Source organism: Nonlabens sp. MIC269 (assembly GCF_001430865.1).
GTDB lineage: Bacteria > Bacteroidota > Bacteroidia > Flavobacteriales > Flavobacteriaceae > Nonlabens > Nonlabens tegetincola.
Window position 1 is genome coordinate 2,142,473 of sequence record NZ_CP011373.1, and the last position, 12,408, is coordinate 2,154,880.

14 protein-coding genes are annotated in these 12,408 nt (G+C 35.0%); 9 read left to right on the top strand and 5 right to left on the bottom strand.

Annotated features, from left to right (window positions below):
* Window positions 1-36: 36 nt before the first annotated feature.
* The 7 genes from AAT17_RS09650 to AAT17_RS09680 all read left to right on the top strand — a co-directional run bounded on the left by AAT17_RS09650 (window position 37) and on the right by AAT17_RS09680 (window position 6,478).
* The gene (locus tag AAT17_RS09650; RefSeq protein ID WP_042280475.1) at window positions 37-972 is read left to right on the top strand and encodes a type IX secretion system membrane protein PorP/SprF; all 936 of its coding nucleotides are present in this window, start codon (window positions 37-39) and stop codon (window positions 970-972) included.
* 18 nt (window positions 973-990) lie between these two features.
* Window positions 991-2,970, top strand: coding sequence for an OmpA family protein (locus AAT17_RS09655; RefSeq protein ID WP_060523916.1), 1,980 nt, complete (start codon window positions 991-993; stop codon window positions 2,968-2,970).
* 193 nt (window positions 2,971-3,163) lie between these two features.
* The gene (locus AAT17_RS09660; protein WP_060523918.1) at window positions 3,164-4,180 is read left to right on the top strand and encodes a LacI family DNA-binding transcriptional regulator; all 1,017 of its coding nucleotides are present in this window, start codon (window positions 3,164-3,166) and stop codon (window positions 4,178-4,180) included.
* A 98-nt stretch (window positions 4,181-4,278) separates the two neighbouring features.
* Entirely contained in the window at window positions 4,279-4,788 is a 510-nt protein-coding gene (gene idi / locus AAT17_RS09665) for an isopentenyl-diphosphate Delta-isomerase (protein ID WP_042277354.1), read from the top strand.
* Entirely contained in the window at window positions 4,785-5,195 is a 411-nt protein-coding gene (locus AAT17_RS09670) for a 6-carboxytetrahydropterin synthase (RefSeq protein ID WP_042277355.1), read from the top strand. Before idi ends, AAT17_RS09670 begins: the two co-directional genes overlap by 4 nt.
* The gene (locus AAT17_RS09675) at window positions 5,195-6,172 is read left to right on the top strand and encodes a type I phosphomannose isomerase catalytic subunit (protein ID WP_060523919.1); all 978 of its coding nucleotides are present in this window, start codon (window positions 5,195-5,197) and stop codon (window positions 6,170-6,172) included. The genes AAT17_RS09670 and AAT17_RS09675 overlap by 1 nt, the downstream gene beginning before the upstream one ends.
* A gap of 39 nt (window positions 6,173-6,211) precedes the next feature.
* A complete protein-coding gene (locus tag AAT17_RS09680) occupies window positions 6,212-6,478 on the top strand; it encodes a hypothetical protein (protein WP_042277359.1) in 267 nt (88 codons plus the stop codon).
* Here AAT17_RS09680 and AAT17_RS09685 read toward each other — a convergent pair.
* From AAT17_RS09685 to AAT17_RS09700, 4 genes are read right to left on the bottom strand one after another with little or no spacing between them, the layout of a single operon-like run.
* Complete coding sequence (locus tag AAT17_RS09685; RefSeq protein ID WP_060523920.1) at window positions 6,473-7,180, bottom strand: DUF4369 domain-containing protein; 708 nt, start codon at window positions 7,178-7,180, stop codon at window positions 6,473-6,475. The genes AAT17_RS09680 and AAT17_RS09685 overlap by 6 nt on opposite strands.
* A 45-nt stretch (window positions 7,181-7,225) precedes the next feature.
* Entirely contained in the window at window positions 7,226-8,542 is a 1,317-nt protein-coding gene (locus tag AAT17_RS09690) for a DUF819 domain-containing protein (RefSeq protein WP_060523921.1), read from the bottom strand.
* Between the two features lie 60 nt (window positions 8,543-8,602).
* Window positions 8,603-9,559 (bottom strand): alpha/beta hydrolase, encoded by a 957-nt coding sequence (locus AAT17_RS09695; RefSeq protein ID WP_060523926.1) that lies wholly within the window; start codon window positions 9,557-9,559, stop codon window positions 8,603-8,605.
* Window positions 9,559-10,215 carry an SdpI family protein gene (locus AAT17_RS09700; protein ID WP_060523928.1) on the bottom strand — a complete coding sequence of 219 codons (657 nt, stop codon included), beginning with the start codon at window positions 10,213-10,215 and terminating at the stop codon, window positions 9,559-9,561. Before AAT17_RS09700 ends, AAT17_RS09695 begins: the two co-directional genes overlap by 1 nt.
* Before the next feature lie 74 nt (window positions 10,216-10,289).
* Between AAT17_RS09700 and AAT17_RS09705 the strand changes: the two genes are divergently transcribed.
* Window positions 10,290-10,583, top strand: a complete 294-nt coding sequence (locus AAT17_RS09705) for a TIGR03643 family protein (RefSeq protein ID WP_060523929.1) — start codon at window positions 10,290-10,292, stop codon at window positions 10,581-10,583.
* Here AAT17_RS09705 and AAT17_RS09710 read toward each other — a convergent pair.
* Entirely contained in the window at window positions 10,580-11,185 is a 606-nt protein-coding gene (locus tag AAT17_RS09710; RefSeq protein ID WP_060523931.1) for an alpha-ketoglutarate-dependent dioxygenase AlkB, read from the bottom strand. The genes AAT17_RS09705 and AAT17_RS09710 overlap by 4 nt on opposite strands.
* A gap of 76 nt (window positions 11,186-11,261) precedes the next feature.
* Between AAT17_RS09710 and AAT17_RS09715 the strand changes: the two genes are divergently transcribed.
* Window positions 11,262-12,269: a 3-oxoacyl-ACP synthase III family protein gene (locus AAT17_RS09715; RefSeq protein WP_060523933.1), complete on the top strand. Its 1,008-nt coding sequence runs from the start codon at window positions 11,262-11,264 to the stop codon at window positions 12,267-12,269.
* Window positions 12,270-12,408: the final 139 nt, after the last annotated feature.

Genomic DNA, 12,408 nt, shown 5'->3' on the forward strand with positions numbered 1-12,408 from the left:
AAGTCTAAGTCTAGATTAATTATTAAGAATACAAGCATGAAAAAATTAATAGTTGTCTTTGTTTTTTTCGCTTTCGCGAAAGCGTTAACAGCTCAACAGGATCCACAGTACAGTCAGTATATGTATAATCCGATAGTTATAAATCCGGCCTATGCTGGTAATCGCGGTGTAGCGAGTATAGTTGGATTACATCGTAGTCAATGGGTTGGATTGGATGGAGCACCACGTACACAAACCTTGTCGTTTCATACTCCTATTGCCAATAGTAGAGTAGGATTAGGTTTGAGTGTTGTAAATGACGAAATAGGACCAGCTGATGAGACCTATGTAGCGGCAGATTTTAGTTATACGATTCCTGTAGGAGACGAGGCAAGATTAAGTTTTGGACTTAAGGGAGGAATCCACGTGTTAAATGTTGATTTTAATAAGCTAAATATTTTTGATCCAGGAGATCCTAGATTGAGTGAGAATGTAGACAATAGATTGTCACCTACTGTAGGATTAGGACTGTATTATCATACGGATAGGTTTTACGTAGGATTGAGTTCGCCTAATTTATTACAGACGGATCATTTTGATGAGGATAACGACACGAGTTCAGCCACGTTTATAGCAGAGGAGCGTATACACTTATTTGGAACCGTAGGATATGTTTTTGATTTAAATGATAACATTAAGTTCAAGCCAGCTGGACTAGTAAAGATGGTACAAGGAGCACCTTTACAGGTTGACTTAACGGCAAATTTCTTATTCAACGAGAAGTTTACAGTAGGAGCGGCCTATAGATGGAGTGCTGCTGTTACTGGATTAGTAGGATTTCAAATAAGTGATCAAATGATGATAGGATTTGCCTATGATCGCGAGACTACAGAATTAGGTAATGCGATATACAACGACGGTAGTTATGAATTATTCTTGCGATTTGAATTGTTCAACAGCTACGATAGAATTATCACACCAAGATTCTTTTAATAAAATTAAAAAGTTACAATGAAATATTTAATTGTTATACTAGGATTAGTTTCCACGATATCTCTCGCTCAAGATAGAAATGTAATAGAGCCAGATAAAGTATATGATGAGTATGCTTTTATAGATGCACAACACATGTATTTAAATATGGTGGAGGACGGTTACGGGACAAGTAATGTCTATAAAAAACTAGGAGATACTTATTACTTCAATAACGACTATTCAAATTCACACAAATGGTATACAAAACTATTTGAGAATAACGATGGCGCGATAGAAAGTGAATACTATTTTAGATATGTTCAAAGTTTAAAAGCGGTAAAGGATTATGATAAGGCTGATGCGTTATTAATAGAATATCAAAAAATTAAGGGAGCAGATTCGTTTACTGAAATTTTTGTAAACGATAAAAATTATCTTGAGATGATTGAACTTCAATCATGGAGATATACCATTAAAAATTTAGAGATAAATAGTGAGTCTCAAGAATTTGGAACCGCTTATCTTAATGGGAGTAATGAAGTGGTATATGCAAGTTCAAAGGATTCTGCTTCTATGATTAACAGACGTCATAAATGGAGTGAACGACAGTTTTTAGATTTATACGTTGCTCAAATTGATAGAACAAGTTTAGAACTTGTTAATCCTAGAAAATTTGGAAATGGCGATCAAAAATTGAATACTAAATTTCATGAAAGTAATGCAGTATTCACGAAAGACGGTCAAACGATCTATTACACCAGCAATAATTATTTCAATAAAAAGTATAAGAAAAGCAAAGATGAAATAAATAAGTTGAAAATATTTAGAGCTAGTAAAACAGAAGACGGATGGGGAAATATAGAAGAACTAGCAATCAATAGCGACGAGTGGTCAACAGCTCACCCAGCTTTAAATAAAGAAGAATCTAGGTTGTATTTCTCTAGCGATAGACCTGGAAGTGTAACAGGTTTGGATGGAAAGAGTAGTTCAGATATCTGGTATGTTGAAATAGATTCGACAGGCACATTATCAGAGCCTGTGAATCTTGCTGCTGTAAATACAATAGGGAAGGAGTTATTCCCATTTATTTCAGAAAAAGAGGATCTTTATTTTTCATCTACAGGACACATGGGATTAGGAGGATTAGATGTTTTTGTGACTTCACTTGCAGAAGCCCATGATAGCGAAAAGTTAAAAATCACCAATGTAGGAAAACCTATTAATAGTTCTTACGATGACTTTTCATTTGTCATTAAGGATAGCACTATGACGGGTTACTTTAGTTCAAATAGAAAATCAGGACAAGGTCTTGATGATATATATAGTTTAAGACAAAACAAACCTTTAGCTTGTAAGGACGAAATAGTAGGAGTAGTAACAGATGAAGAAACGGGAGAATTAATCCCAGGAGCAACCGTTGTTCTTTTAGATGTAGATAATAACGAGGTAGAACGAGTAATTGTTAAAAAGGACGCGGCTTATTCCTTTACAGTGCTATGTGAATCAACATATTCCATCCAAGCATCCAAAGAAGAGTATGCTCCTGCCGATGCAGTAACAACAACACCAGATGTTATTGCTACCATAGATTTACCTATATCATTAAAAAGGTCTATCGATGATAAGATTAAGAACCTCCAAATCGGTGATGATCTAGCTAGCGTGCTGGATATACCTATGATCTATTTTGACTTTGATAAATCAAATATAAGACCTGATGCAGAAGTTGAACTGCAAAAAGTGTTACAATTTATGAAGGCATTTCCTACTGTTAAAGTAGATATTAGATCCCATACAGATAGCCGTGCGCCAGATTTATATAATATGAAATTAAGTGACCGCAGAGCCAAGTCTACTAGGGCTTATTTAATAATGAAAGGAATCAATGCAGATAGATTGACAGCTCAAGGTTATGGAGAATTTCAATTGGTTAACGAATGTTCAAATGGTGTGGATTGTACCGAGGAGCAACACCAACTTAACAGAAGATCTGAGTTTATTGTAGTGAGTAAATAATCGTAAAAAAAGACTGAAGCCATAGTTCAAATCTAATTATTAGAAATACATTTTTTAAATTTATTATTCCTATTGCTTTGTTGGGCCATTGTAAAGGTTTAAAAGAAAATGTTATTAATAATTAAAGTTTGACTATGGCTTTTTAAGTGCTAGTTGCTTGTTCATTATATTTGTGAAATACAAAAGGTAAATCATGATTACACTTAAAGATTTGGCCAACACTCTAGGTGTTTCAGTATCTACTGTTTCTAAGGCATTAAAGGATAGTCCAGAAATTAGTCAGGATACTATTAAAAGAGTGAAAGAAATCGCAAAAGAATTAAATTATCGCCCAAACACACTAGCACTTAGTTTAAAAAATAGACAAACTAAAACCTTAGGTGTAATCATTCCAGATATTTTAAACCCTTTCTTTGCAAATACCTTATATGGGATTGAGCAACAGGCAAATAAATTGGGATATAATATTATTACATGTATCTCAAATGAGTCCTTTACAAAAGAAAATGACTCAATAAACTTATTGTCAAATGGTAGTGTTGATGGATTTATACTCTCCATTTCACAAGAGACGCAGGCCAAAGATGATTTAAACCACCTGAAAGATTTACTTAGACAAGATGTTCCAATAGTAATGTTTGATAGAACCTCACAATCTATTGAATGTGATAAGGTAGTAATAGACGACTTTATGTCGACCTTCAACGCTGTCAATATGTTTATTGAAGAAGGTCGTAAGAAGATAATACTTATAAATACTTTAGGAGATTTAAGCGTTGCAAAACTTAGAATTTTAGGATATAAAACCGCTCTAGAAAAATCAGGTAATACTAATCAAGAACCAGTCATCATCAATGTTGACAATGCAAAAGGTGTAAGAGAACACATAAAAAATATGTGTGAAGTACATCCCGATGTTGATGGAGTCCTATGTATTGATAATAAATCGGGATTAGTAGCGGTAAGTGCTCTTAATAGACTCAATTATAACATTCCAAAAGACGTATCAATTGTAGGTTTCTCTAGCGAGGAATTTTCATATTTGTCGGATCCTGTTCTATCTACAGTTACTCAACACGGTGAAGAAATAGGTGCCGTTGCGGTAGATATGCTAGTTGATCGTTTAACTGGGAACAAGAAAAAACCAGTTTCTACAACTACAGTAGATTTTACCATTGATCACAGAGGGACTACTCTAAAAAAGTCCTAGATCAAGATATTCAATCAGTGATTTATCATCAATTCTCTTAACAAATTACTAAGAGGTTGATTAAACTTCTTTTGTAAATTTGAAACAAAATTTTATAAATGGAGCAAGTCATACTGGTAAATGAAAACGATGAAAAAGTAGGCCTTATGGAAAAAATTGAGGCCCATGAAAAAGCATTATTGCATCGTGCGTTTTCCGTATTTGTAGTAAATGATAAGCAACAAATTATGTTGCAGCAACGAGCATTACACAAGTATCATTCACCAGGCTTATGGACTAACACATGTTGTAGTCATCAACGAGATGGTGAGACTAATATTGAGGCAGGTAAAAGAAGACTACAAGAGGAAATGGGATTTTCTACAGAGCTTAAAGAACTTTTCAATTTCATATACATAGCTCCGTTTGATAATGGCCTTACAGAACACGAATTAGATCACGTGATGATAGGTTATTACAATGATGAGCCTGTAATTAATCCAGATGAAGTAGCAGCTTATAAATGGATGACAGCTCAAGAAATTAAAACTCATATGGATGAAAATCCACATGAGTATACAGCTTGGTTCAAAATTATTTTTGATAAATATTACAAATTCATCTCATGAGATTAACAGCATATCGTAAAGCGCATTTTAATGCAGCACATCGACTGTTTAGACCAGATTGGTCTAGTGAACAAAACGAATCAATATTTGGGAAATGTAGCAATCCACATTTTCACGGTCACAATTACGAATTAGAAGTAGGTGTGACAGGTGAAGTTGATCCAGAAACTGGTTATTTGATTGATTTGAAAATACTTAAAGATATCATCAAAGAACAAGTAGAAGATGCATTTGATCACAAAAATCTCAATGAAGAAGTTCCTGAATTTAAAACCTTAATTCCTACGGCAGAACATATTGCCTATGTCATTTATCAAAAAATAAAACCTAAATTAGATCCTAAATACGATTTGAGTATTAAATTATACGAGACACCTCGTAACTTTGTTGTATATTCAGGTGATTAATGAAACTATATCCACTACAGTTTAAACCTATTTTTAAGTCCAAAATTTGGGGTGGAGATCAATTAAATACACTCAAAAAAATCAATCCACCGATTAACCAATTAGGAGAAAGTTGGGAAATCAGTGTTGTGCCCGATGATGAATCTATTATTACCAATGGTAATTATAAGGGGCAATCGCTCACAGAATTGATTGAACAATATCCCTTACAACTGTTAGGAGCTACCAGTGTAAATAGATTTGGAAATCAGTTTCCTTTGCTTATAAAATATATAGACGCAGCACAAGATTTGTCTATACAAGTGCATCCTGATGATAGTGTAGCTCAAAAGAAACATAATAGTTTTGGTAAAACTGAGATGTGGTATATCATGCATGCGGATGATGGTGCGCGATTAATTATGGGTTTTAATGAGGATTGTGATAAGGACGCTTTCGCGAAAGCGATACAAGAAAAATCCTTACTAGATTTATTAAATAAACAGCAAGTTAAAACAGGCGATGCATTCTTTATCAAGCCTGGATTAATTCATGCTATAGGTGGTGGAATAACCCTTGCTGAAATTCAACAAAGTAGTGATATTACCTATCGGGTCTATGACTTTGACCGCAAGGATGATGAAGGTAATACCAGAGAATTACATATTCAGGATACCATTGACGTTGCTGATTATAACAAAGTTAAAGGTCACCATATTAATTATAATCCTTCCAAAACGGGTAGTCAAAATCTTGCGACAAATAGATACTTTAAAACAGACTATGTGAGTTTTGATGATCATTACCAGATAAACCCAGCACAGCTCGAATCTTTTGTAGTGCTTATGAATGTAGGTAATACAATTATCGATATTGAGGTAGATGATGAAAATGTAACATTAAAACCAGTAGAAACAGTTTTATTGCCAGCGAGCCTAGTAGCTGTTGATTTGCATTCAGCCACAGGTGCAAAAGTGCTACAGGTTTCTATATCATAAGATTAATAAATAGGTTATTTTTGCCATAAATTCACAATTATGGCAAGCATAAGACACTTAAAGCAAGATATCAACTATGTACTAGGTGATATCATTGATGCGGCAATTATCCATCAAGGAGCGCATCCAGAATCTGATCATAAAAAATCTGAAGAAATTATAGACGATAGTATAAAAACTTTTGACGCTCTTATCGCACGTGTTAACGACCGCAGCGTAGAAAATAGAGCAAGTCATTTAAAACAAGTAAGAGTTGATTTACAAAACGAAGCTAACCAATTAGCTGATCGTATAAACGCTCTATAATTCTTTATTAGTTTTAATTAATTCAGACAGTTGTTTTCCATAACGACTTGTCTGAATTTTTTTTGGCATCATTTGATAAGCGCTATCTAGTAGTTCTGCCTTTGCATCAAAAGCATCTTTTACAAGGATATATGGAGATACTTCGTAATCTTTGTGCAATTGAGCATAGTTGATCGCATATAGGACTTTTTTACGCAGGTATTTATCGTAAGCAGTTGTAAGTGAATCAATTTTTTCCTGAGAAACGTCTTCCATTGCATTCAATTGCATACTGCGTTGTACTAACTTAGTATAGACCTGGTTTAAAGGCTTTTTGTTCGTCTCATAAATATTTAAAATATCTTGATTCTTTGAACCAGTGATTTGAGCATTATCTTCAAACTTCTCTAGGTTAGTTTCTATATTGATAATTGTATCTTCAGCAAAAAATTGTATACGGTCATCATATTTAACGCCATCTTTAATATCAAGATATAGATATAAAATTTCTGGATTTTCTAGTGGAGTCGTTAATTTAAATACAGGCTCACCATCTATTTTTATACTATCAACGTTTACGATGGTTGTGTCTACTAATTTTTGAAGATATACGGTTCCTTGTTTTAGCCCCTTAATATTTCCATTAACGGTAAGAGTGCCTTTTGAATCAGAACAAGCCGTGATTCCAGCAAATAAAAGAATTAAGATGATGAGATTTTTCATTTCAAAAATTTGAGGTGCAAATATGCATTATATCCTTGTAAAATACTAGGCTGTTGCTGCCAGTTGCATAAGAATTGTGCAGGCAATAGCTCCTAGAGTTCCTACTACATATCCAAATACAGCAAGTAGAACGCCCACGCTGGTTAAGGATGGGTGAAACTCGGCAGCTACAACTGGAGCGCTGGCAGCACCACCTACATTTGCTTGACTTCCCACAGCTAGGAAAAAGTAAGGAGCTTTAATAAGTTTTGCCACGATTATTAATAACATCGCATGGAAAAACATCCACACCAGGCCGATTAGAATTATGAATGGATTATCCATTATTTTAGTTAAGTCCATTTTCATACCTATCGTTGCTACTAGTATGTAAATGAATATACCGCCTATTCTACTTGCTCCTGTGCCTTCATAACGTTTAGCTGGAGTAAAAGAAAGTAAGATTCCAATCAAAGTAGCTATAGCAATAATCCAGAAAAAACCACTAGTCAAAAAGGACAAATAAATGTTACCAGCTATCGATTCATTTGCTTGAAAAGTTGAAGACAGAAACTCTGAAAGTAAGTGTGATACTGCTACAGCGCCAAAACCGATTCCAGACATTACAAAAATATCTGTAACTGTAGCTTCTCGCTTTACAGCAGTAGTATAATCGCTAACTTTTTGTTTGAGTTCTTCTATGGCTGTATTATCAGCTTTGGTCCATTTATCGAACAGTTGACTTTTACCGATACCGAAAAGCAAAATTGCCATCCATAAGTTTGCTACAACAATGTCTACGATTACCATACCACCGTATTTATCTTGGCTATATTCATATACTTCTAACATGGCAGTTTGATTTGCTCCACCACCTATCCAGCTTCCGGCTAGTGTAGCTAGTCCTCGCCAAACAGCGTCTGTGCCTTCACCACCTATAGCCTCTGGTATAAAAGAACCTATTAATAGTACTGCTAGTGGTCCGCCAATAATAATTCCAGCGGTACCAGTCAAAAACATGAGTAGTGCTTTTGAACCTAAATTAAAAACGGCTTTAAGATCAATGGAAAGGGTCATAAGAACAAGTGCTGCAGGAAGTAAGTAACGACTGGCCATGTAGTATAGGTTAGACTCCTTTTCAACTAGCTTTCCATTTTCAATAATTTGCCACGATTCACCAGATATAATTCCAGTTGTGCTCAAAAAACTAGGTAATAAATAGCACATGAGTAAGGCGGGAACATAAGTAAAGAATTTTTTCCAAAATCCGTCTTCTCTTGACGAGGCATAAAACACAATAGCTAGACAAATCATTAAAAGTCCAAAGACTATTGCGTCATTGGTGATTAATGGTGCTGCGTTTTCAATTTTAGGAATATCCATTGATACAGGCTTGTTTTAAAGGTTGCCTGCAAAATACAATGAAACGAGAATAATTTGTAACTATTCTGTTACAAACGTATGTACTTGATTAATTAGTTCAGGGTGAATAGGAAAGTTGGGCTCCACATAGCTTTTTGCTGCAACAATTTCATCATCGCCAACTTTTTTAAATACATAATTCATGCCTGTAATAATCACCTTTTTAGAACTAGGTGATGCTTCATGTAACAGTTCAGTTTGCATGGTAGAAACCTGTCTGTTCTTATCACCGTTTAATAAAAGAATCGGACATTCTATTTTTTTTATCAGCTTTGTTGGGTCATATTTCATCCAACTTTTCATAAAAGGTTGGATTCCAGGATTTGCTACATTCCAAAGATCTCGTTCAATGTTTTTAACAGGTTTTTCCTGCTTTTTTATTTTGTCAAAGGTTGCTCTTGCTACCTTATCTAGACCTGGGATTTCTTTAGATATTTGATCCACTATTAAATCATCGATAGACTGGCCGTGACCTGCAATAGAAATTACCCCAGAAATGGATTCGTCATAAACTCTCATAGCTATCAGTGACCCTTGGCCATGTCCTAATAAATAGATTTTAGAGAATCTATCATCTCTATTAAACGTTTTTACGGTAACTCTCGCATCGGTAATGAATGTGTTTAAAGTAACCTCATCCGTAGGTTTTCTATTTTTCATTAGTGTAAGAGTACGCTTATCATAACGATAACTAGCTATACCCTTAGATAACAAACTGTCTGCTAATTGTTTGTAGTGATTGCTTCTTGTTCTAGGCTCATTTCCATTTCTATCAACGGCGCCTTGTCCTGCAATAAAAATCACTAGCGGTACTGGTTGCAATGTATCGGGAACCAGCAGAGAGCCTTGAATATTATCATTAATATTATAGATGGTAGGATCGATTTGTTCCTTTTGCATTTGACCTTTACTGAAAACGTCTTGTGCATTTAAAGAAATACTTACAATAAATAAAGTGAATACTAGAAAATACTTCATTAGCTCTTACCTGGTTTTTGATATAAATAATAACTGTATGCAAAACTTGCAATTGCTATGCCAATGGTAGCTGACATGACAATAATAAACGTTGTTTGCATGGAGAATAGTATACTAGAAATTACCATTACGATCCCTGCTATTAAAAACCAGTATCCACCGTAATAATGTGTTTTTTTCCATACATCATTACTCTCTAGCGTCCATGGCGTGCGTATTCCGATGAAATAATTAGGTTTAATATGTCTCATATATAATCCCAATAAAACAAACAATAATCCCACACCAGCAAAGATTAATCTAGGTAGTTCTTTACTGAAGGTTGATGAATCTGTATGTGAACAAGCGTAAATAATGATAATGCTGATGGTACTCATAAAAACTGTAAGGCCTAACCTAAGTCCTGGCCATATCCTAGAATTATTGTTTTTAGGATCTAGTTGAGGTAGGTACTTAAACAAAAAATACATGACGCCACATAAAAGGATAGGAAGTATCCACAATTCCTTTTTGCTTCCCATTCTATCCACTTGTCCGCTAGAATTAAAATGCATGGCTACTTCTTCTGGTAATTCGCTGTAAATAAAGCCTAAATAAAGAAACGGGATTAGATTAAGAGCAATAATTAAGTACTCTATAAAATTTTTATTTTGCATATTTAAAGGTAAAAAAAAGAGTATTATCTGCTACTATCAATGTAATGAATAAATATTGAAGCGACTATATCACTATGGCAAGAGCAAAAGACATAATCAAAAACTTAGACGAAAGAGCTATTGATCGTATAGTAGAAATGGGCTGGGAAGACCGCACTCCATTTGATGCTATCGAGGCTCAATTCGGCGTTTCTGAAGGCGAGGTTATCAAAATCATGCGCAATCAAATGAAACCTAGTAGTTTTAAAATGTGGCGTGAGCGTGTTCAAGGTCGTTCTACAAAACATAGAGCACAACGCATGGAAGGCATTGATAGATTCAAGTGTTCTAGACAGCGATCTACAGGTAATAAAATAGCTAAACGTTAATCGCTAATTACCTTTCTAAAGGTTAAGTTTAATCGCGGTTTTATAGTCTTTTTCGTTTTGGCAATTTGATGTTTATAAAAATGTTGCGTGCCACCGCTCATTATTAGCACACTGCCGTGCTGCAGTTTAAACTTATATCGGTGTTGCTTAAGCGTGTTATGTTTTAAGTGAAAAAATCGTTCCTCACCAAAACTTACTGATGCAATAGTTGGATTTTCACCTAGAGCTTTTTCATCGTCTGCGTGCCATCCGTTAGAATCATTCCCATCTCTATATAAATTAAGCAAACAAATATTGAAGTCGGTTTGAGCAAGTTGTTCAACATCTTTTTTAATCATGGCTAACGTTTTGGTCCAGGGCAAGGGTTCAAATTCAATACCCGAATATCCATAATTCAATTTTGGATCACCATATAATTGAGTAAGCCTAGGTTCAAGGTGCTCTTTTCCAAACAACTTTATTTTGTTCTGGCGCCATTTCGTTTCCTCAATAATTGTACGCTGTAATGTGTCCGCTTTCGCGAAAGCGTAATAATTACCTACATAATGTAGTTCACCATCAGGTAATTCGGGAAGATTACTAGAAAACAACTTATTATGCATGCATATAAAAACTAAAGGAAACCATAGCAAGATAGGGTAGTGGGTTATTATCTTGCAAGGCTTTTAAACAATAAATATGTACACTTCTAGAATAGCCGGAATGGGAAAGTATGTCCCTGAAAATGTGGTGACTAATGATGATCTTTCTAAATTAATGGATACAAATGATGCGTGGATTCAAGAGCGTACAGGTATTAAGGAACGACGTCATATTAAAAAAGGCGATGGAAATTCAACCGCAGTAATGGGAGTGAAAGCTGCCGAAATTGCTCTTGATCGAGCTGGAATATCTAAGGATGAGATTGATTTAATCATTTTTGCAACCCTATCTCCCGATTATTACTTTCCAGGATGTGGTGTTCAAGTACAAGATATGATGGGAATTCATACTTGTCCAGCCCTTGATATACGTAATCAATGTAGTGGTTTTATTTATGGAATCTCTGTAGCTGATCAATTCATTAAAACAGGTATGTATAAAAATGTACTTTTAATAGGATCAGAAAATCACAGCGGTGGATTAGATTTTTCTACTCGTGGTCGTGGTGTAACGGTAATTTTTGGTGATGGAGCAGGAGCCGCCGTTCTTACTCGATCAGAACAAGAAGGTCATGGAGTACTTTCAACACATTTACATAGTGAAGGGAAACACGCGCTAGAACTTTCTCTTAAAGGTCCTTCTACTAACCATTGGGTTCCTCAAATAATTGAGGAGAATCCACAGGAAGATATTCCTTACTACCCATATATGAATGGCCAGTTTGTATTTAAAAATGCAGTAGTCCGTTTTAGTGAAGTGATAATGGAAGGATTGAAAACTAATGGATTGGATGTTAATGATATTGATATGCTCGTGCCGCATCAGGCTAACTTGCGTATCTCACAGTTCATTCAAAAGAAATTTCAATTATCTGATGACAAAGTATACAACAACATACAGCGCTATGGAAATACGACTGCAGCCTCTATCCCAATAGCGTTGTGTGAAGCGTGGGAAGAAGGTAAAGTAAAAGAAGGAGATACGGTCGTTCTTGCCGCCTTTGGAAGTGGATTTACTTGGGGTAGTGCAGTAATTAAATGGTAGTTATTTTAGAAAAACTGATTAGTTATTCTATTTGAATTCTTTATATAAACAAAATCCCGAGCCTGCAAGCTCGGGATTTCTAGTTATCGTACAATAACACCAACCATTAATTATGAATTATACGAAACGTTAACCTTTG

Bases quoted from the DNA above. Each gene is read 5' to 3' on its own strand.
- AAT17_RS09650 (WP_042280475.1), top strand. From the start codon at position 37: ATGAAAAAATTAATAGTTGTCTTTGTTTTTTTCGCTTTCGCGAAAGCG.
- AAT17_RS09655 (WP_060523916.1), top strand. From the start codon at position 991: ATGAAATATTTAATTGTTATACTAGGATTAGTTTCCACGATATCTCTC.
- AAT17_RS09660 (WP_060523918.1), top strand. From the start codon at position 3,164: ATGATTACACTTAAAGATTTGGCCAACACTCTAGGTGTTTCAGTATCT.
- idi (WP_042277354.1), top strand. From the start codon at position 4,279: ATGGAGCAAGTCATACTGGTAAATGAAAACGATGAAAAAGTAGGCCTT.
- AAT17_RS09670 (WP_042277355.1), top strand. From the start codon at position 4,785: ATGAGATTAACAGCATATCGTAAAGCGCATTTTAATGCAGCACATCGA.
- AAT17_RS09675 (WP_060523919.1), top strand. From the start codon at position 5,195: ATGAAACTATATCCACTACAGTTTAAACCTATTTTTAAGTCCAAAATT.
- AAT17_RS09680 (WP_042277359.1), top strand. From the start codon at position 6,212: ATGGCAAGCATAAGACACTTAAAGCAAGATATCAACTATGTACTAGGT.
- AAT17_RS09685 (WP_060523920.1), bottom strand. From the start codon at position 7,180: ATGAAAAATCTCATCATCTTAATTCTTTTATTTGCTGGAATCACGGCT.
- AAT17_RS09690 (WP_060523921.1), bottom strand. From the start codon at position 8,542: ATGGATATTCCTAAAATTGAAAACGCAGCACCATTAATCACCAATGAC.
- AAT17_RS09695 (WP_060523926.1), bottom strand. From the start codon at position 9,559: ATGAAGTATTTTCTAGTATTCACTTTATTTATTGTAAGTATTTCTTTA.
- AAT17_RS09700 (WP_060523928.1), bottom strand. From the start codon at position 10,215: ATGCAAAATAAAAATTTTATAGAGTACTTAATTATTGCTCTTAATCTA.
- AAT17_RS09705 (WP_060523929.1), top strand. From the start codon at position 10,290: ATGGCAAGAGCAAAAGACATAATCAAAAACTTAGACGAAAGAGCTATT.
- AAT17_RS09710 (WP_060523931.1), bottom strand. From the start codon at position 11,185: ATGCATAATAAGTTGTTTTCTAGTAATCTTCCCGAATTACCTGATGGT.
- AAT17_RS09715 (WP_060523933.1), top strand. From the start codon at position 11,262: ATGTACACTTCTAGAATAGCCGGAATGGGAAAGTATGTCCCTGAAAAT.